19 protein-coding genes are annotated in these 18,448 nt (G+C 63.7%); 10 read left to right on the top strand and 9 right to left on the bottom strand.

All coding sequences use genetic code 11. The annotated features are described in order from the left end of the window. The coding region (locus A5766_RS12085; RefSeq protein WP_156527447.1) for an AMP-binding enzyme at nt 1–748 on the top strand (748 nt) is incomplete at its 5' end. A gap of 126 nt (nt 749–874) precedes the next feature. On the opposite strand, the gene A5766_RS12080 is transcribed toward A5766_RS12085, so the two are convergent. Then, the gene (locus A5766_RS12080; RefSeq protein WP_064904890.1) at nt 875–1,588 is read right to left on the bottom strand and encodes a metal-dependent transcriptional regulator; all 714 of its coding nucleotides are present in this window, start codon (nt 1,586–1,588) and stop codon (nt 875–877) included. 26 nt (nt 1,589–1,614) lie between these two features. Next, nucleotides 1,615–2,475, bottom strand: coding sequence for a COG4705 family protein (locus tag A5766_RS12075; RefSeq protein ID WP_082965511.1), 861 nt, complete (start codon nt 2,473–2,475; stop codon nt 1,615–1,617). A 297-nt stretch (nt 2,476–2,772) separates the two neighbouring features. Here A5766_RS12075 and A5766_RS12070 point away from each other — a divergent pair, with 297 nt between their 5' ends. Both A5766_RS12070 and A5766_RS24400 read left to right on the top strand, forming a co-directional pair. Beyond that, on the top strand, nt 2,773–3,480 hold the full coding sequence (locus tag A5766_RS12070; protein ID WP_082965510.1) for a phosphatase PAP2 family protein: 708 nt from the start codon (nt 2,773–2,775) through the stop codon (nt 3,478–3,480). A gap of 41 nt (nt 3,481–3,521) precedes the next feature. Then, the gene (locus A5766_RS24400) at nt 3,522–3,710 is read left to right on the top strand and encodes a hypothetical protein (protein WP_156527446.1); all 189 of its coding nucleotides are present in this window, start codon (nt 3,522–3,524) and stop codon (nt 3,708–3,710) included. 35 nt (nt 3,711–3,745) lie between these two features. Here the strand turns inward: A5766_RS24400 and A5766_RS12065 are convergent, their stop codons facing one another. Continuing rightward, nucleotides 3,746–4,498 carry an ABC transporter permease gene (locus tag A5766_RS12065; RefSeq protein ID WP_064904886.1) on the bottom strand — a complete coding sequence of 251 codons (753 nt, stop codon included), beginning with the start codon at nt 4,496–4,498 and terminating at the stop codon, nt 3,746–3,748. A gap of 182 nt (nt 4,499–4,680) precedes the next feature. On the opposite strand from A5766_RS12065, the gene A5766_RS12060 reads away from it, so the two are divergent. Beyond that, nucleotides 4,681–6,024 carry an ATP-binding protein gene (locus A5766_RS12060; protein ID WP_082965509.1) on the top strand — a complete coding sequence of 448 codons (1,344 nt, stop codon included), beginning with the start codon at nt 4,681–4,683 and terminating at the stop codon, nt 6,022–6,024. An 11-nt stretch (nt 6,025–6,035) separates the two neighbouring features. On the opposite strand, the gene A5766_RS12055 is transcribed toward A5766_RS12060, so the two are convergent. From A5766_RS12055 to A5766_RS12045, 3 genes are all read right to left on the bottom strand, one after another. After that, the gene (locus A5766_RS12055; RefSeq protein ID WP_064904896.1) at nt 6,036–6,716 is read right to left on the bottom strand and encodes a response regulator transcription factor; all 681 of its coding nucleotides are present in this window, start codon (nt 6,714–6,716) and stop codon (nt 6,036–6,038) included. A 360-nt stretch (nt 6,717–7,076) separates the two neighbouring features. Continuing rightward, a complete protein-coding gene (locus A5766_RS12050) occupies nt 7,077–7,481 on the bottom strand; it encodes an ester cyclase (RefSeq protein ID WP_064904881.1) in 405 nt (134 codons plus the stop codon). A gap of 52 nt (nt 7,482–7,533) precedes the next feature. Continuing rightward, nucleotides 7,534–8,325, bottom strand: coding sequence for an SDR family NAD(P)-dependent oxidoreductase (locus A5766_RS12045; RefSeq protein ID WP_064904879.1), 792 nt, complete (start codon nt 8,323–8,325; stop codon nt 7,534–7,536). An 87-nt stretch (nt 8,326–8,412) separates the two neighbouring features. Here A5766_RS12045 and A5766_RS12040 point away from each other — a divergent pair, with 87 nt between their 5' ends. Next, nucleotides 8,413–9,069: a TetR/AcrR family transcriptional regulator gene (locus tag A5766_RS12040; RefSeq protein ID WP_172399012.1), complete on the top strand. Its 657-nt coding sequence runs from the start codon at nt 8,413–8,415 to the stop codon at nt 9,067–9,069. Here the strand turns inward: A5766_RS12040 and A5766_RS12035 are convergent. Further along, nucleotides 9,053–9,658, bottom strand: coding sequence for a helix-turn-helix domain-containing protein (locus A5766_RS12035; protein WP_064904875.1), 606 nt, complete (start codon nt 9,656–9,658; stop codon nt 9,053–9,055). The two genes, A5766_RS12040 and A5766_RS12035, sit on opposite strands and share 17 nt — an antisense overlap. A 149-nt stretch (nt 9,659–9,807) precedes the next feature. On the opposite strand from A5766_RS12035, the gene A5766_RS12030 reads away from it, so the two are divergent. The 4 genes from A5766_RS12030 (at nt 9,808) to A5766_RS12015 (ending at nt 14,993) form a co-directional block, all read left to right on the top strand. Continuing rightward, the gene (locus A5766_RS12030) at nt 9,808–11,295 is read left to right on the top strand and encodes an MFS transporter (protein ID WP_231894629.1); all 1,488 of its coding nucleotides are present in this window, start codon (nt 9,808–9,810) and stop codon (nt 11,293–11,295) included. 131 nt (nt 11,296–11,426) lie between these two features. Further along, nucleotides 11,427–13,979: an ATP-dependent chaperone ClpB gene (gene clpB / locus A5766_RS12025; RefSeq protein ID WP_064904874.1), complete on the top strand. Its 2,553-nt coding sequence runs from the start codon at nt 11,427–11,429 to the stop codon at nt 13,977–13,979. A 117-nt stretch (nt 13,980–14,096) separates the two neighbouring features. Further along, nucleotides 14,097–14,696, top strand: coding sequence for a TetR/AcrR family transcriptional regulator (locus A5766_RS12020; protein ID WP_197501438.1), 600 nt, complete (start codon nt 14,097–14,099; stop codon nt 14,694–14,696). 3 nt (nt 14,697–14,699) lie between these two features. Then, the gene (locus tag A5766_RS12015) at nt 14,700–14,993 is read left to right on the top strand and encodes a hypothetical protein (RefSeq protein WP_064904871.1); all 294 of its coding nucleotides are present in this window, start codon (nt 14,700–14,702) and stop codon (nt 14,991–14,993) included. A 140-nt stretch (nt 14,994–15,133) separates the two neighbouring features. Here A5766_RS12015 and sigK read toward each other — a convergent pair whose 3' ends face one another. Beyond that, nucleotides 15,134–15,700, bottom strand: a complete 567-nt coding sequence (gene sigK / locus A5766_RS12010; protein WP_064904869.1) for an ECF RNA polymerase sigma factor SigK — start codon at nt 15,698–15,700, stop codon at nt 15,134–15,136. A gap of 185 nt (nt 15,701–15,885) precedes the next feature. Next, nucleotides 15,886–17,544, bottom strand: a complete 1,659-nt coding sequence (locus A5766_RS12005; protein WP_064904867.1) for a dihydroxyacetone kinase family protein — start codon at nt 17,542–17,544, stop codon at nt 15,886–15,888. 56 nt (nt 17,545–17,600) lie between these two features. Between A5766_RS12005 and A5766_RS12000 the strand changes: the two genes are divergently transcribed. Continuing rightward, nucleotides 17,601–18,200, top strand: coding sequence for a DNA-3-methyladenine glycosylase I (locus A5766_RS12000; RefSeq protein WP_064904865.1), 600 nt, complete (start codon nt 17,601–17,603; stop codon nt 18,198–18,200). Nucleotides 18,201–18,448: the final 248 nt, after the last annotated feature.

The following is an 18,448-nucleotide window of genomic DNA, read 5'->3' as shown; positions in this document are numbered from 1 at the left end:
CCATTCTGTCACTCAGACAGGGCATTTCGTCTATCCCTCACCGCCCAAACGAATACGAATCGGTGGATCGAGGCTAAAAGCCTGGCCGGACGTCGACTTCTATCAGGTGTACGGGATGACGGAGATGTCGGGAGTGTTCAGCGTTCTCACTCCGGCTGATCATCGCGATGCGACGCATCCCGAGCGATTGGTCTCGGCGGGTCGGGCACTGCCGGGGAACATCGTCAAAGTAGTTGATCCCGAGGGCAATACGCTTCCACCGAACACCGTGGGTGAAATCTGGACGAAGTCTCAGCAGCACATGCTCGGGTACTGGCGTAATCCGCAGGCGACCGCAGAGACTCTGGTGGGCGACTGGTTGCGTACAGTGGATGCCGGGCATATGGATCCCGACGGTTATATCTTCATCTCTGACCGCGTCAAAGACATGATCATCACGGGCGGCGAGAACGTGTACCCCGTCGAGGTTGAGCGTGTCGTGGTCGAACACGAGGCGGTCGCCGACGTTGCGGTGATCGGTGTTCCGGACGACAAGTGGGGCGAATCGGTGAAAGCCGTGGTTGTGCTGAACGCCGACAGAGCCGTCACAGAGGATGAGCTCATCGACTACTGCCGCGGCCGGCTGGCGGGCTACAAGATCCCGAAGACCGTCGACTTCGTGAGCGCGTTGCCGCGAAACTCCACCGGCAAGATCCTGAAGCGGGAGGTTCGTAAGGAGTACTGGGCGGGCCGCACACTGCATACGTGAGCAGGTGTGGGTCGACGGTGTGCAGAGAACGTGTGTCTTGCGTCAGGATGTGGGTGCTGCAGCACACACATCCTTCGATTCGACACACAAGTTGTCGGTCGGGAGAAGGTCGCGCGACCGCCACGATCAGTGGGTCTGTGCGTCCGTGTCCGCGGCGCCGAGCAGCGTGACACGAATCGAGGCCGTCAATTGTGTTGGCAGCTCCACTGATTCGTTGCCGGATACGCACACGGCGGCGCCCTGCCTTCTGGCAACGATGGTTGCGCCCGGTTGGATGCCGGCCTCGATCAGACGTGTGACGGCGGATTCGGCGTTGAGTAGATGCTCGGAAAAGGCTTGCACCGATAGTCTGACGGGACCTGCGTCGCGTACAGCTTCGGACAGTGGGAGGCCGGGTAGCAGGATCGGGCTGTCGTGAAAGCCCAGTTGCCAGAGCGCGGGTATCGGATTTCCCCAGGCATCGGTGGTTGGGTACCGCAAGAGGTGCATGAGTTGTATCTCGGTGGCTTCGTCCATGGACAGCTCCCAGCCCGACGCAACTCGGTGAGCCTGTAGGCGAGGCAGGCCGACGACGTCGACGAGCAACCTCTCGGCAAGTCGGTGTCGCCTGGTCAAAGCGACGCCGAGATCGCGCCCCGCCCTGGTGGGAACCACGAGCCGCTCGTCGGCAAAGTCGAGCAATCCTTGATCTCTCATTCTCCGAAGCATCTGGGCGACAGCTGCTTTGCTATTCCCTGTGCGTTCGGCGATGCGTGCGCGACGAACCTCCGCACGATCTTCCTCAAGGTCGAAGATGGTGCGAAGGTAGTTTGCGACGGTCGCCGTAACCTGTGTTGTCATCAGCGAGCATGATGCCGGGGGTGAGCTTAGGAGATCCTGAGTGTGCGCCGGAGCGACCGGGGACGAGGTGCGGAATTGTCGGGGTCGTCGGACCCGGTGCGCCAGAGGAATGCGACGAGGATGGTCGCGAGGACGAGCGATCCGATGGCGACGACACCGTCGCCGAAACCCAGTCCGATCGGTTGCGGCTTGCCGAGCCAATCAGCCACCGAGGCACCAAGCGGGCGGGTGAGCACGTACGCGGTCCAGAAGGCGGCGACGGCATTGAGGTGGAGATACTTCCAGCACACGCCTGGCACAACCATGAGGCATGCGTAGAGCACGATGGAGCCGGCGAATCCCAATCCGAGGAAGAATGCGCTCCAGTCGCCCAACGCCGTTCCGAGTGCGAAGGTCAACAGGACTGTGCCCCAGTAGAAGATCTCTCTGCGGCGCGTGGTGACTTCGTGGATGTCGAGCGTGTGTTCGGTCCGGTACCACAGGGTCATCCACAGTCCGAGTGCGAACGCGTAGCCGAGACTTGTTTCTGTTGTGGACAGTCCGACGACGTGCAGCCCGTCGGCAACGACCGTACCGAACACCGCCACGCCCGCTACCGCGAACCAATAGGTGGGTGCGTGGTAGGCGCGCGACCGTAGCTGTAGCCACAAGCTCATACCCATCCAGACGACGCCCACGACAACGGGAACCGCAAGCCCGAATGTCGCCAGATAGTCCGACATCGCCTCTCCCATACCGGTCGTCACGATCTTGACAACCCAGAACATGACACCGATCGCGGGTACTTTGATGGCCAGTCGCTCGTTCAGGCCGGTGCGAACGCGGCTCGGCAACTTCGCTTCGGTAGGCGTCACCGACGCCGAAGCGTCGTGAGAGGACTCTGACATAGAGATTCCTATCGTGGGTTTCCGGAAGTGTGACGCGCTCGCGCGTCATCGCGAAAGCCGCACATACGAAGGGTGATTGAAGGACTCCGCGACTGCGTCGAATCACCGACGCAGTCAACAGTATTGAGGTCGCGGCATGCCTGCGAATCGGACTCAGCGCCGGTTAAGAATCTCAGCGGCCGTTGAGATGGCCCGCGGCTTCGTCGAGCGGCGACGGCTGATGAACCGTGTACTAGATAACTTTTGCACTCAGCGTGACTCAGCATCTCCACAGGGCTGCTGATCAATAGTGACATCATGTCGAGCTACATTCGCGTTTCTGGCGGATCAGCGTTAGTTCTTGCCCTTGCGGGTGCGGGTGTCGCCCTGCGCATCTCGGGCGGCGGCCCACTGCCCATCGACACGACGATTATGTCGGCGACGACAAGACTTCATACGCCTTACCGGACCTTGGTCCTCGACGTCGCGGTGCAGGTTTTCAGCCCGTGTGCGGTTGCCGTCTGGACTGCTCTGGCGGCGATCATTCTGTTGGTGCGCGATGCGAGTGTCCTACGTGCCGTCATGTTGGTTGCCACAGTCGCAAGCGCGGGGGCGCTGTGTGCGACGTTGAAAGTGCTGGCTGCGCGCCCGCGCCCGCCGGTCATAGACCAGGTGGGCGTATTGGAAACCACCTATTCGTTTCCCTCTGGCCACGTGGCTGGGACTGCTGCACTGGTGGTCGCCGTAGCGTCCCTCGGAGCACGGTCGGCGGGCGGTAGTGCTCGCACTGCGTTGTGGGTGTGCGCGATCGTCGCGGTTGTGTTCGTCTGCGCAATGCGCCTGTATCTCGGTGTCCATTGGATCTCAGATGTGGTAGCTGCCGTTGTTGTCGCCTGCGCTGCAACGCTACTCGTGCTCCCCGTCGTCGAAGTGGCCATGGCGGAGTGGACGTCTCGACGTGGCCATTGTCCGAACCAGACGAGGACTTCGCCGAGAGGTGACAACACACACGTCGCGAGCAACTGAAGACCAGGAGGCGGCGAGCAATGGACAACGGATACAGAAGCATGAAGAGGGCTCGACAAGGGCGCAATGCCCTGATCGTGTCGATCCTGCTGGTTCTCGGCGCCGTCGCGGTGATCCTGGCAGTCGACGGTGATGGCATATCCGACGGAGCCTCCGCGGCGCGGCAGGCAGAACACCTGGCTGGTGTATGGGCCACCGAGTATGCGGAGTGGTTTTCTGCCCATCACTGATCGTAGAGGCCGGTGGCATCCCACCTTCGCCTCTGTCAGAGAAGGTCTCGGGAAACCATTTCGACAGTGACCAGTGCGGCGACTGCACTCACAGCCAGCAACGAAATCAAGACGAAGAGTTGCATGATCGCCGCTGCTGTGGTCGAGGCTCCACCGAGAACCATGCCGACGAATGCGCCTGGAATGGTGACGAGGCCAACGGAGCGGGTCTGATCCAGTCCGGGAATCAACGCTGTTGCGGCGGTGGGTCTGATGATCTCCAGTCGGGCATCGCGCGACAAGAATCCCAGTGACAGTGCGGCTTCGACCTCGCCGTGCCGAGTGCGGAGTTCATCATGCGCACGCTTGCCGGCGATCGACGTCGTATTCATCGCACCCCCGAACATGATTCCGGCGGTCGGGATGATCGCGATTCCGGTGGCGGGTAGCACGTCCACAGCAACCAGTGTCACGACGATCAGGATTGTGCTGGCTGATACCGGGACGAGGCACAGGATTGTCTTCCGCACGCCGGCGCGGTGTGCTGACACGCGGCCTGCCGAGGTTGCCGCAGCGGTGATCGCCATGACGACCACGAACACTGCCGATGCCCACAGCGAGTGGATGACGAGCGCCAATACTGCTGCCAAAGCAGCTAATTGGCAGACTGCGCGGATCGCGGCCCGTGCGGTCGCTGCGGCGAGTGCGCGATCGTTGTATCGGTTGACGGCGATCGCGATCACGGCGAGCACCGCGACGGCAATTGCCAGGGCTGGACCGAGATGGACGACGGTGTGGTCAGCGTTCACGAGCGGCTCCGTCTGCCGACTCGGGAGGACCGACACACATGTGGGGCATCCTTGCCTGTGGAAGCTTAGGGGACGCTGAGTAGCGCCATTACGGATACGCACTGCCGACTAGGCTTCAGAGGGTGTATCAGCGTGCAAGGACGATTCTCGGTCGACTTGTCGGCTGGACTCGTCCTGTACGCATGCGCCTCACGCTTCTCGCGACCGGTCTCGTCGCATGCGCGTTGGCAATCGCGGCAGTGGTGATGGTCGAAGCACTGCATCACGTGTTGCTGCGGAGTGCCGATGCCGCCACGTTCGCGCGCGCAGAGCAGATCGCGAGCTCGTTGTCGGCTGAAGGGGTCGGGGGTCTCGACCAGGCGCTGCTCGCGAGCGGTCAGAACATTGCGGTCGTACAGATCACCGACGAGTCGGGTGCTCTGAGGTTGGTCAACAAACCCGTCTACTCGCAACCGATGTCGCCTCCGTTGGCCGCCGGGCAGCGGTTGACGATTCACGGCGCGCACGCCACCGACACCGAGCAGGAATTCCAAGCGAGCGCCTACGGGGTCAAGACGCCCGAAGGAGTTTTCACCATCCAGGTCGGCGCGGAGGAGGCGCCCATCAACGCCACCGTTGTCGCACTAGGGATACTGTGCTCCATCGTCTTTCCATTCGTCGTTGTCGGAATGGCCTTCCTCACTTACGTTTTCGTGGGACGCGCGCTGCGCCCCGTCGACGACATCCGCGAACGCGTCGAGGAGATCTCGGGCGGTGACCTCACCCAACGGGTCCCGGTACCCGCAACGGGCGACGAGGTTTCTGCGCTGGCCGTCACCATGAACGAGATGCTCGCCCGTATCGAGGTGTCACGAACGCAGCAGCTGCAATTTGTCAACGATGCGTCACACGAGCTGAACAGTCCACTGACCACACTTGTTGGGCTGCTTGACCTTTCGAGTGTCAAACGCCAGCCCATCGACCCCGCCACGGTCGATTCCGTGATGCTCCCAGACGCTCTGCGCCTGCAACAGATGGTTGCCGATCTCCTGCTCCTTGCCCGGGCAGATGAAAGCGGAGTGCCACTACTTCTCGATGACGTCGATCTCGACGAGATCGTCAGTGCAGAAGTCACCCGACTCGAAGCGATGACCGATCACGTCGTCGACGCACGAATCGTTGCCGCTCGGGTTTGCGGTGATGCAGACAAGCTTGCACGCGCGTTGCGCAACATCGCCGACAATGCTGCCCGTCACGCCTCGAGCCGCCTGTCGGTGACGATGTCGAGAGACGTCGCGGATGCCACGGTCACGATCATGGTTGCCGACGACGGTGACGGTATCCCTCACGACGACAAAGCCCGTGTCACAGAGCGGTTCGTGCGCCTCGACGCCTCGCGGCAGCGCGGATCAGGCGGTTCAGGTCTCGGACTGGCCATTGTCTCGGAGATCGTCCGCGCCCACGGGGGGACCGTGGTGATCACGGACGCCGATGGTGGGGGAGCGGCAGTCGGCTTTCGGATGAGCGTCGAGCAGGGTTTGGACTAGCCTTTACGTGCCTAGCTGCCTCCGTTAGCCGCCAGGCGGTATCCGACCCCGCGCACCGTCTGAATTGCCTTGCACCCGAACGGGGTATCGATTCTCTTGCGGAGATAGCTCACATAGACCTCGACGATGTTCTCGTCGCCGCGATAGTTCACGTCCCAGACGGAGTCGAGAATCTCGGCTCGGGTCACCACCTCACCTTTGTGGCGCATCAGGAACTCCAGCATGCTGAATTCCCTTGGCGTGAGGGTGAGTTCTGTCTCGCCGCGGGCGGCGACGTGGGCTGCCGGGTCGAGAGACAGGGTGCCGGCGGTGAGCACCGCTGGTCGCTCGGGTGCACCACGGCGGGCAAGAGCACGCATGCGCGCGATCAACACGATGAACGAGAACGGCTTGGTCAGATAGTCGTCAGCGCCGAAATCGAAGGCGTCGGCCTGGTCGTACTCGCCGTCCTTGGCCGTCAGCATCAACACGGGTGTCCACACCTGGGAACGCCGTAGCGACCGCACGACCTCGTATCCATTGAGACCCGGCATCATGATGTCGAGCACGATCACATCGAAGCGCTCGGAGGTGGCCTTCTCCAGGCCGAGCGCACCGTCGTGCACGACGTCGACCACCCAGCCCTCGGCCACCATCATCCTGCGGACTGTCTCGGCGACGTTATGGTCGTCGTCGACTACAAGGATGCGCACGCCACCTTCACCGCCCTCTTCTCCGAACACAGTGTGCCCGCTCGTCGCTGTGGAGACACTGAGTGGCCCCGTGGGCCGAGGGGGCTGTAGATGTGTGTCTTACGTGAAGATGTGGGTGCTGCAGCACCCACATCTTTCGACTCGACACACATTTGGCGATCGGGGAGCACCGTCGCGCGACTCGTGCCGCTGGTAGAGGCAGGCTACCGCGGCCTGGTGATGTGCGTGGCGCAGTTCATGTCGCGAATAGCGACGTCGTTTGGAATCGATCGTCGACGCCGGGTCGCAGCGACTGTATCGGCTCTCGTCTTCGAGCGTGATCGGCCGCCTTCGGATGGCGGCTGGGGGGACGAGAAGAATTCAGCTCAATGGGGTCAGCTGGGCTGCGACATCGGCGGTGTCGAGGATGACACGTTCGCTGACCACTTTGCCGTTCTCGTCGAAGTCGACGATGGCGACCATCTCCAGCGCGATCGTGTTGCCCGTGGCAGGCAATCCCGCATAAAGGCCGTCATGCGTGCCGTCGAACCTCACCAACATCGCACCGGTGAGTCCTTCCTGACCCAGCGGCGTGATGGTGGCGCGGAGGTCGCTGAACGCACCGAAGAGCGATTCTTCGCGCGAACGCAATGCGTCGAGTCCGGCCTGGGGTCCGGTGAGGGGCGAGTTGTAGGCGGCGGGTTCTGCCCACAGTGTGAGTACCGCGGCAGGATCGTGGGCGTTCACCGCGGCGGCTGCGGCTACAGCAAAGTCGTGAATGTACACGTGTTGGTACTTCTTTCGTTAGTCGATCGTTGGTGGAACCTGGGCATTTGCTTCAGGGGCGTACGGACCGTTCGGCCGCCGCGATGGCGACCCTGGCGGGCAGTCGGGTACTCAGGGCGGCGACTGCGGCGTTGGAGAATCCGTCGACGACATCGGGTCGGTGGCGACGCAAGGCGCGCAACGCCGTGTCCACCACGTCGTCGGGAGTGCGTCGCCGCCCCACGGATGCGGCCTCGCCGACGATGTCGAAGAATTCTGTATCTGTGGCACCTGGACATACGGCGATGACGCGGACGCCGGTCGACTTGGTCTCTGCCCACAGCGCCCTGGTGAAGGAAAGGACGAACGCCTTCGTCGCGCCGTAGACCGCCATGTGGGGGATTGGCTGGAACGCCGCGGTACTGGCGATGTTGATCACCGTGCCGCTGCCTGCGGCCGTCATCGCCGGCAGGAACAACGTGGTGAGTTCGGCGAGGGTGGTCACGTTCAGTTGGATCTGGGAGACGATGTCGGCTGAGTTGGCCGTCACCAGATCCCCGTGGGCGCCGACTCCCGCATTGTTCACCAGGACGTCGACACTCAGGCCCTGTGCGACAACGTCATTGAACAATGTGGTCCCGGCGCCGGGGCGGGACAGATCACCGGAGATCACGCGCACATCGGTGCCGTGCGATGCGTGTAGTTCCTTGGCGAGCGTGTTCAGCACGTCGGTGCGGCGAGCGACCAGGACCAGTCGCGCGCCGTGGGCGGATGCGCGCTGGGCAAAAGCGCGCCCGATCCCGGATGACGCGCCGGTGACGAGCACCGTCTTTTCGCGCAACAGTGCGTCTGCGAAGTCGGACATGGATTCTCCTTCAATAAATAAACCGACTGGGCGGTATTACAAATGTATGATGAACTATTGGAGCTGAATGTGCAAGAAGGGGTACCGATGACGAACAGACAGTCAGGCAGGACTGTGGGACGACCTGCGGGACCGACGGCCAAGGGGGCGAGTACCCGAGCGCACATCGTCGATTCGGCAGCGACGGTCTTCGCCGACCTGGGCTACGACAACGCACGGATGTCAGTACTGGTCGACGCCACCGGCCTCACCAAGGGAGCCGTCTATTTTCATTTCGACAGCAAGGAGTCGCTGGCGCTGGCGGTCCTGGAGGACAAGAACCGTGAGTGGGTCAGCAAAGTGCGCAGCGCCTTGTCGAGCGTCCCCGCAGGTCGTCGTCTGGAGGCGCTGCTGCCGACGATGCTCACCATTCACCGAGACGACCCGACGGTGTGGGCGGTGTCGAAACTGACCCGTAACCTCACCGACCTGGGACAGGACAGTCCGGTTCGTCGACGGGTGGCCGAGGTGAACCAGGAATGGGTCGATCTTGTCGGCGCAGTAGTCGGCGAAGCCCAGGAGCGCGGGGAGGTGCGGGCCGATCTCGACTCGGTGAGCGTCGCCATCGCCTTGATCGGCGCCTTCGACGGACTGAAAGCGTTGCATGACACGCTGACCGAGGACGGTACCGAGCCGTTTGCGTCGGGTGCGCAAGCTCTCGGTGCGATGGTGGTTGCGGGCTTGGCGCCTACGGGTGGTGCGTGAGTCCTTCAGACCACCGCACCGGCTGGTCACCGTGCGGTCCGAACAAGTGCAGGATCTCGACGGTTGAGTTGTCCGCCGGGCCAAACCAGTGGGGTTCTGCGGTATCGAATTCGGCGACCTCGCCCGCCGTGAGTATCTCGTCGCGCTCTGCGACGATGACGCGTAGCGTCCCGGCCAGGACGTAGAGCCATTCGTAGCCCGGATGGGTGACGAGCTTCGGTGCGCGAGGGGAGAGTACCTGCTTGAACACCTGAATCCGTCCCGGATAGCCGGTCAGTGGGATGACGACGCTGCCGGTGTCGTGTCGGAAGGGCGTCAGGTGCACCCGCGGATCGCCGCTGGGCGGTGGGGCGATGAGTTGGTCCAGTGAGACGCGGTAGACCCCGGCCAGCGGGATGAGCAGGTCCAGCGTCGGCCGTCGCTTGCCGACCTCGAGACGTGACAACGTGCTGGCAGTGAGTCCGGCGTCGTTCGCGACCGATTCCAGGGAGAGCCGGCGTTGCTGTCGGAGCCTGCGCAACCGTGGTCCGATGGCGTCCAGGATCGCGGTGACATCGGCATCGGGTGTCGGCGGTGCGTCACGGTACACCGCTCAAGTGTGACGGCCTGTGTGTGGCACGACCGGATTGTTTGCGGTTTCTGCAAGAACGCTGGGGATCGCTGATGTGGCCCGTGCACACTCACGTCGTTCTGTTCACGCATCCAGGCCACGAGACAGTGGTCCAAGGGGGTTCGCCTGTGTCCACTGCCGAGTCCGATGTCCTCAGCGCATCCAGACGCCGGTTGGTGCTCGTGGTGTGCGCGTCGAGTCTGTTCCTCGTAGGGCTCGACACCACGATCGTCAATGTTGCTCTGCCATCTATTGGTGACGGTCTGACGATCGGCGCCCGCGGACTGGAGTGGGTCGTGGACGCCTACACGATCGTGTTCGCAAGCCTGTTGATCACCTCGGGTGCCATCGCCGACCGATTCGGTCGTCGTCGGGTGTTCCTGATCGGGCTGATCGGGTTCGGTGTGACATCGCTGTTGTGCGCGCTGGCACCGAACGCGGGTGTGCTGATCGCGGCCCGTGCGCTGCAGGGGGTGGCAGCGTCGATGCTGAGTCCGGTCGCGTTGGCCATCGTCGTGGCGGCGACGCCGGATCCGCGCGAACGGGCCAGGGCGATCGGCGTGTGGGCGTCGGTATTCGGACTGAGCATGGCCGCCGGGCCCGTGCTCGGTGGCGTGCTGCTCCACAACTTCGAGTGGCGGTCGGTGTTCTGGATCAACGTACCGCTGGTGCTCGTAGCCCTGGTCGCTGTGCTGACGGTGGTGCCGGAGTCGCACGGTGTGCGGACACGGCGTCTCGATCCGGCCGGTCAGCTCCTGCTGATTGCCCTGCTCGCGCTCGGCGTCGGCGCACTCATCGAAGGGCCACATGTCGGGTGGACCGCGTCGGCGATGCTGGCGATCTATGCGGGTCTCGTCGTTGTGGCGGGTGTCTTCATCGGTGTGGAGACACGCCGCTCCGCGCCGCTGATCGACCTCTCGGCATTCGGTCAACCCGAGTTCACCGCGGCCGTCCTCGGGGCCTTGGCGGTATTTGTCTCGATCTCGATGACCCTGTTGTTCACCACGTTCTACCTCCAGGTGGGACGCGGCTGGGCGCCCATGGCAACGGGCCTGGCCGTCCTTCCCATAGCCGCGGGGGCGACGGTCTGTGCACCACTCTCCGGCCGGATGGTCGCTTCGAGGGGCCCGCGCAGGCCGCTGTTCATCGCTGGTGGCTTCATGGCCGCCGGTGGTTTGCTCGCTTGGATGTCCACCGGGTCATTGGTCGGTGACGGTGGCGTGTCGGTTCTGCTGCTGCTGGTGGCGTACGCGTTGTTCGGGATCGGTATCGGTTTCGCGAACGCGCCCATCACCAACACCGCGGTGAGCAGTCTCCCGGCCGAGCGGGCCGGTGTGGCCGGCGGCATCACGTCGACCGCCCGGCAGGTCGGTGCCGCCGTCGGTATCGCCGTGGCCGGAGGATTGCTCGGCTCGGCGTTGACACCGGCGAGCGATGTCAGATCGGCCGAGCTTTCCGGGGTGCTGGCCCCGGGATGGCTCATCGTCGCCGCCTGCGGTGTCGGCCTCATCCTGCTGGCCACTGCCGCACCACACGCGCAGGGGAGCGCTCGACGCCATCACTCTGGCGACGTTGGAACTGCCACTTCTCTGCCAAAGCATGAGAATGACCAGTGATGCACGTCACACAATATACAAACCTGAGCGAAATAGACTCAACTCTACGTGCGTTGAACAACTCGAGTGGCCATAATTGAGCCACGGAGACTTAAGAACGCAAGAACACGTAGAGAAAGAGGTACCACCAAGTGGACAGCTTCACCCCGACCACCAAGACGCAGCAGGCGTTGAGCGCTGCTGTGCAGGCGGCGGCCGCTGCTGGTAACCCCGACGTACGTCCGGCCCACATCCTGGTCGCGCTGCTGGACCAGTCCGACGGTATTGCTTCGCCGCTGCTCAAGGCGGTGGGAGTGAATCCGTCGACTGTTCGGGCGCAGGCTCAGGCCATGGTCGACCGGGCGCCGACGGTGTCGAGTGCCAGTTCCCAGCCGCAGCTTTCCCGCGAATCGATCGCGGCGATCACCGCTGCTCAGCAGCTCGCGTCCGAACTCAACGACGAGTACGTCTCCACCGAGCACCTCGTCGTCGGGCTCGCCACGGGCGATTCCGATGTCGCCAAGCTGCTGCACGACAACGGCGCAACCCCGCAGGCTCTGCAGGAGGCGTTCGTCGCCGTCCGTGGCACCGCGCGCGTGACGTCCGAGGACCCCGAATCCACGTATCAGGCGCTGGAGAAGTACTCGACCGACCTGACCGCGGCTGCCCGTGAGGGCAAGCTCGACCCGGTCATCGGGCGCGACTCCGAGATTCGTCGGGTGGTGCAGGTGCTCAGCCGTCGTACCAAGAACAACCCGGTGTTGATCGGTGAGCCAGGCGTTGGCAAGACCGCCATCGTCGAGGGGCTTGCTCAGCGCATCGTCGAAGGCGACGTGCCGGAGTCGTTGCGCAACAAGACAGTTATCTCGTTGGACCTCGGATCGATGGTCGCGGGCGCCAAGTACCGCGGCGAGTTCGAGGAGCGGCTGAAGGCCGTGCTCGACGAGATCAAGGGATCGGCCGGCCAGGTCATCACCTTCATCGACGAGCTGCACACCATCGTGGGTGCCGGTGCCACAGGCGATTCCGCCATGGATGCAGGCAACATGATCAAGCCGATGCTTGCTCGTGGTGAGCTGCGACTCGTCGGTGCCACGACCCTGGAGGAGTACCGCAAGTACATCGAGAAGGACGCCGCACTGGAGCGTCGTTTCCAGCAGGTGTACGTCGGCGAGCCGAGCGTCGAAGACGCGATCGGCATCCTGCGTGGCCTGAAGGAACGGTACGAGGTGCACCACGGTGTACGCATCACCGACTCCGCATTGGTCGCTGCCGCAACACTTTCCGATCGCTACATCACCTCGCGCTTCCTGCCCGACAAGGCCATCGACCTCGTCGACGAGGCGGCGTCGCGCCTGCGGATGGAGATCGACTCGCGCCCCGTCGAGATCGACGAGGTGGAGCGTGTCGTCCGACGCCTCGAGGTCGAAGAAGTCGCGCTCGAAAAGGAGCACGACGAGGCGTCGAAGCAACGTCTGGAAAAGCTGCGTCAGGAACTGGCCGATCAGAAGGAGAAGCTCAACGAGCTCTCTGCACGCTGGCAGTCGGAGAAGACCGCCATCGACGCCGTTCGCGACACCAAGGAAGAGCTGGAACGCCTTCGCGGAGAAGCGGATCGCGCTGAGCGTGATGGTGATCTCGGCCGCGCGGCCGAGCTGCGCTACGGCAAGATTCCCGGCTTGGAGAAGGAGTTGGAAGCCGCGATCGAGAAGACCGGCACCGACCCCGACGAAGACGTGATGCTGCAGGAGGAGGTTGGCCCCGACGACGTCGCACAGGTCGTGTCGGCGTGGACGGGCATCCCGGCAGGCAAAATGCTGGAGGGTGAGACCGCCAAGCTGCTGCGCATGGAAGAGGAACTGGGACAACGCGTCATCGGTCAGAAGGACGCCGTCGTCGCAGTCTCCGATGCCGTGCGGCGTGCACGCGCAGGTGTCGCCGACCCGAACCGGCCGCTGGGATCGTTCCTGTTCCTCGGACCGACCGGTGTCGGCAAGACCGAGCTGGCCAAGGCGCTGGCGGAGTTCCTGTTCGACGACGAGCGCGCGATGGTGCGCATCGACATGAGTGAGTACGGCGAAAAGCATGCCGTCGCAAGGCTTGTCGGTGCCCCTCCCGGCTACGTCGGCTACGAGCAGGGCGGTCAGTTGACCGAGGCTGTGCGGCGTCGTCCGTACACGGTGGTCCTCTTCGACGAGGTCGAGAAGGCTCACCCCGACGTCTTCGACATCCTGCTGCAGGTTCTGGACGAAGGACGCCTGACCGACGGTCAGGGCCGCACCGTGGATTTCCGCAACACCATCCTCATCCTGACGTCGAACCTCGGTTCCGGCGGCGACAAGGACCAGGTGATTGCGGCAGTGCGCGCGGCCTTCAAGCCGGAGTTCATCAATCGACTCGACGACGTCGTGATCTTCGACGCGCTGAGCCCGGAGGAACTGGTGTCGATCGTCGACATCCAGCTCGGCCAGCTGCAGAAGCGACTCGCACAGCGTCGTCTCGAGTTGCAGGTCACGCCCAAGGCCAAGGAATGGCTCGCCGAGCGGGGATTCGATCCGCTCTACGGTGCGCGTCCGCTGCGTCGCCTGGTGCAGCAGGCCATCGGTGACAAGCTCGCCAGGGCGTTGCTCGCCGGTGACGTCCGCGACGGCGACGTCGTGCCGGTCAACGTCGATGCGGATGGGGGCGCCCTCGTCGTCGGCTGACGTCCACTGATACGAAGCCCCAGGGCCCGTGCTCTGGGGCTTCGTCGCATCTGGGCCGCCGAGAGTTCGCTGCCGCACGGTTGACTCGCTAGGACGGGTGTCCTATATTTCTAGGGCATGAGTCCTAGCATGGTTGCGTCGACCGGCACTCGCGCCCGCATCGTCGCTGCGGCCGACCGGCTCTTTTATGAAAGTGGCTTCGAGAACACGTCTTTCGCAGACATTGCCGACGTCGTCTCGATCTCTCGCGGCAACTTCTACCACCATTTCCGAACCAAAGACGATCTCCTCCATGCTGTTCTCGACAAACGCGCCGCAGACACCCGTCGTATGTTGGCCGGGTGGGAGGCGGAGTCGGACGATCCGCGACGACGTCTCGAGTTGTTCATAGAGATCGTGCAGCGTAATCGTGGCGACATCGAGCGGTTCGGTTGCCCTGTAGGCGGACTCGTCGTCGAATTGGCCAAGCTGAACCACGGTGCCGCTCCCGCTGCCACCGCCTTGCTCACGGCTTTCGCCGACTGGTTGACGCTGCAGTTCGCCGCCGCGGGCTGCGGTCGCCGCGCGAAGGGAAACGCGATCCACCTACTCGCCTTCAGTCAGGGAATCGCCGTGCTCAGCGCGGGTTTCGCGGAACAGGGTTTCGTCGACCGCGAGGTGTCCGACATCAAGAGTTGGCTTGTCACCGAACTAGACAAATCGCCTGTGGAGGAGTGACTGATGTTCATAGTCCTGTTACGTTTTTCGGAGAACAAGAGCAGTGCCAGCCGGTTCATGGCCGAACACGAGCAGTGGATCTCGGACGGGCTTCGTGACGGCGGATTCTTGGTCACCGGAACAGTGCCGGGGGTCGGTGGGGCCGTGGTGGTGTCCGGTGGCTCCCGCTCTGCTCTCGACGCGCGAGTTGCCCGCGATCCGTTCGTTCGCGAGGGTGTCGTGATACCTGAAGTCGTCGAAATCGTTCCAGGACAGATCGATTCACGACTCCACTCGCTGATCGGTGGTGCCACGTGACCCAGGTGCTACGCGGCTAGGACTGGTCTCCAGATGTCGTTGGCGAGTAGATCGCAACCTTTGACGTGTCCGACATCGAGTGGTTGTCGAGGCATCGAGGCATGCCTGCGACAGGCTATGAATTGTTGCCGAGGCCTCTCTCAGGCGGCAGGAACCGCGATGTGTGGCTCAAGACGCTTGAGGGCCTGCCGGATACGCGACTTCGCGGTGGGCAGTGCGACGCCGAGTTCGTCGGCCACCTCGCGGTAGGTCATCCCGTGGAAGTAGGCGAGCTCGATCGCTTCGCGCTGCAGATCGGTCAGCCGTGACAGCAGGGATCGCACCTCGCGGACAGTTTCGTGACGCTCGGCCGATTCGCTCACGACATCGTGTTCGATCCGCGTCGACTGCTCGGCGGTGCTGTAGACGTGAAGTCGACGCTTCGCCGCGGTCTCCGAGCGAACCCGGTCGACGGCCCGTCGATGTGCGAGCGTCATCAGCCATCCAAGCGGTGAACCCGACTCCGGGTCGAAGGTGTGCGCCGACCGCCAGACCGTCAAGAAGACCTCCTGGGTGGTCTCCTCGCTGAGACCGCGGTCTCGGACAATGCGCAGAACCATGCCGTAGACGCGGTGGCTGGTCTCGTCGTAGAAGGCGGCGAAGGCACGCGCATCTCCCTCCGCGATCCGGGAGAGCAGTGCAGACAGGTGTCCCGTTGAATCACTCATGTCGAGCTCCTGTTCGAAGTGCGCAGCGCCGACTACTCGACGTGGGGTAAACGCTAGGTCCTCGCGCACGTGGACCGTCAGGGGCGACAGTGGATTGCGACGAACTCGAAACCGAGGAAACTCGCGGTCACGAAGTGATAACGGGACAGGGCGCAATCGGTAAACGATTCCAGTCTATGAACGGGTCAGTCGTCAGCCAGAGCTTGATAGAGCCAGGACACGACGAGCGCACCCGGGTCGACGACGCCGCGCGCATTCTCGCCAACGTAGCTGGCGCGCCCCTTGGTTGCGGTCGTGTCACGCGTGGATTCGGCACCTTCGGCCGCCTGCGCGGCGACGTCGGACAGAGAGTCGCCATTCTCCAAGGCGTCGACGGCCGGGCTGAGCGCGTCGACCATCGTGTTGTCGCCGACCTGGGCGCCCCCGAGATCCTGGATCTCTGCGAGCGCACGCGAGGAGCCCTCGCGGATTGCGGCCTCGACGTCGTCGGTCTCGGAGAACGCATGGGCCAACTCACGGAAGAGCACGCCGAAGATGACGCCGGATGTCCCGCCGGAGCGGACGAGATACGACGTGCTGATCGCGCTGAGAACCTGGCTGTCGGTACCGCGCACAGGGAGGCTGAAGTGCGACAGCGCGGCCTCCATGTTGGTACCGAAATCGCCGTCGCCCGCTTTCTGGTCGAGCTCGGTCAGGTCGTCGATCGACTCCTGGACGTGCCGGACGAAGCGTGTCAGCCATTCGTTCTCGGCCCCGTCGTCCGCGGAGTCCGACGGCTCGGCGAACGTGGTGTCGCTCAAGGGCGCGGTACCCCGTGACGGATTGGCCGCCCATCCCGGCGCGGTGGTCGGTGCGTCGAAGAGCGACACGATCTCGTCGTCGGCGCGCAGCAGGGTGATCGAGATGCCGCGCATGTCGAGGGCTGTGACGAATGTTCCGACCATCGGCCGGGCTATGGAGATCCCACGACGGTCCAGATCTGCGACGACCTCACCGAACACGAGGTCGAGTTCGAGTGGGTGTGCGGCGCCCAGGCCGTTGACCAGGCAGATCACCTCTTCGCTGTGGGTAAGTGAGAGGGCGTCGACCAGCGGGTCGACCATGCGATTGACGAGCTCACGGGCGCCGACACGGGCAGTGCGTTCACGGCCGGCCTCGCCGTGGATGCCCACACCGAATTCCATCTCGTCGGCGTCGAGCTCGAAGGTCGGCGACGACTTCGACGGCATGGTGCACGCGTGGTAGGCCACCGAGATGCTGCGGGCGTTGTCCGCTACGCGCCGACCGATGTCGGCAACGGCACCCAGCTCGTCGCCGCGAGCTGCTGCGGCTCCACAGATCTTCTCGACCAGGATCGTCGCTCCGGTTCCGCGACGACCGGGGCCGGTTGCGGAGTCGGACGCCACGTCGTCTGCGACGACCACGTGGTCGGTCTCGATATCGTCACGCACGAGATGCCGCGCGATGCGAAAGTTCATGATGTCGCCGGTGTAGTTCTTCACGATGTGCAGCACGCCTGCGCCGCGGTCGGCCCACCGCGTCGCACCGACGATCTGCAGGGCGTTGGGCGAGGTGAAGACCAGTCCGGGGCAGGCGGCGTCGAGCATGCCGGTGCCGATCATTCCGGAGTGCATGGGCTCGTGACCTGACCCGCCGCCGGAGACGAGGGCCACCTTGCTCTCGCCGTCGCGCTCGCGCAGGTGCAGGAAACCGGGGTCTGACTGCCAGACGATGTCGGGGTGAGCGGCAACGAATCCGCGGAGCGAATCGGTGATGAAGGTGCCCGGTGAATTCAGGATGTAGTCGCTCACGTAATCCACCGTATCGGTAAAGCGGTTGGGCATGCCGAGCGTGTCGGAGTCCCGCGATACGCTCGGCGGCGGACTGGGAGGCAGGGCACATGGTGGACGTGATCGTTGGCGACGATGGCTTGTCGCGCTGCACCTGGGCGGCGGTCGAGCCCGAGACGACCTATCACGACACGGAGTGGGGATTTCCGCTCACGGGCGACAACGCCCTGTTCGAGCGGGTCTGCCTCGAAGGCTTCCAGTCCGGCCTGAGCTGGCGAACGATCCTCACCAAGCGCGAGAACTTCCGGGCCGCTTTCTCAGGTTTCGACGTCGAGAAGGTCGCGCGCTTCACCGAGCGTGATGTCGAACGTCTTCTCGGCGACGCCGGGATCATTCGTCATCGGGGGAAGATCGAAGCGGCGATCAACAACGCGCGACGCGCGAGTGAGCTCATCGACGACGAGGGATCGCTGGAATCCTTCTTCTGGCGGTATGCGCCTGCGGCAGAACATATTCCGGGTTCGATGACGCTGTCCGAGGATTCGACGAGACTCTCAAAAGACCTCAAGAAACGCGGCTGGAAGTTCGTCGGTCCGACGACGATGTTCGCGTTGATGCAGGCGTCGGGCATTGTCAACGATCACGCCTACGACTGCGTGACCCGGCCGACTGTGGCCGCAGCGATCGACGACTATCTGGCGCCGCAGTGACTCTTGACTTCGAGTGAGGTTGAATTCTTAGCCTCTTCAGCATGACCGCCGATGCCACATCGCGCGCAAACGCCCTCCCGGCCGCCCGAGCAAGGCCGCGGCCTGACATAGACGGACACGACCCACGCGGCCCCCGGCTGTAGCCCCCGAGACGGTGTCACCCGGCTGGGTGGTCAGCGTGGGTAGGTGGTGATGGTTTCGCCTGTGCGGGTGCTGGTCCAGGTGATGGAGAGGTCGGTGTGCATGGT

It is taken from the genome of Gordonia sp. 852002-51296_SCH5728562-b (assembly GCF_001665475.1).
GTDB lineage: Bacteria > Actinomycetota > Actinomycetes > Mycobacteriales > Mycobacteriaceae > Gordonia > Gordonia sputi.
Note: the sequence above shows the minus strand (reverse complement) of the source record. Positions and strands in the feature narration are given on the sequence as shown.

What these genes read in the sequence shown, in the direction of transcription:
- A5766_RS12005 (WP_064904867.1), bottom strand. Translation starts at nt 17,544, where the DNA reads ATGCCCAACCGCTTTACCGATACGGTGGATTACGTGAGCGACTACATC.
- A5766_RS12075 (WP_082965511.1), bottom strand. Translation starts at nt 2,475, where the DNA reads ATGTCAGAGTCCTCTCACGACGCTTCGGCGTCGGTGACGCCTACCGAA.
- A5766_RS12020 (WP_197501438.1), top strand. Translation starts at nt 14,097, where the DNA reads ATGAGTCCTAGCATGGTTGCGTCGACCGGCACTCGCGCCCGCATCGTC.
- A5766_RS12070 (WP_082965510.1), top strand. Translation starts at nt 2,773, where the DNA reads ATGTCGAGCTACATTCGCGTTTCTGGCGGATCAGCGTTAGTTCTTGCC.
- sigK (WP_064904869.1), bottom strand. Translation starts at nt 15,700, where the DNA reads ATGAGTGATTCAACGGGACACCTGTCTGCACTGCTCTCCCGGATCGCG.
- A5766_RS12015 (WP_064904871.1), top strand. Translation starts at nt 14,700, where the DNA reads ATGTTCATAGTCCTGTTACGTTTTTCGGAGAACAAGAGCAGTGCCAGC.
- A5766_RS12060 (WP_082965509.1), top strand. Translation starts at nt 4,681, where the DNA reads ATGCGCCTCACGCTTCTCGCGACCGGTCTCGTCGCATGCGCGTTGGCA.
- A5766_RS12080 (WP_064904890.1), bottom strand. Translation starts at nt 1,588, where the DNA reads ATGACAACACAGGTTACGGCGACCGTCGCAAACTACCTTCGCACCATC.
- A5766_RS12040 (WP_172399012.1), top strand. Translation starts at nt 8,413, where the DNA reads ATGACGAACAGACAGTCAGGCAGGACTGTGGGACGACCTGCGGGACCG.
- A5766_RS12045 (WP_064904879.1), bottom strand. Translation starts at nt 8,325, where the DNA reads ATGTCCGACTTCGCAGACGCACTGTTGCGCGAAAAGACGGTGCTCGTC.
- A5766_RS12000 (WP_064904865.1), top strand. Translation starts at nt 17,601, where the DNA reads ATGGTGGACGTGATCGTTGGCGACGATGGCTTGTCGCGCTGCACCTGG.
- A5766_RS24400 (WP_156527446.1), top strand. Translation starts at nt 3,522, where the DNA reads ATGAAGAGGGCTCGACAAGGGCGCAATGCCCTGATCGTGTCGATCCTG.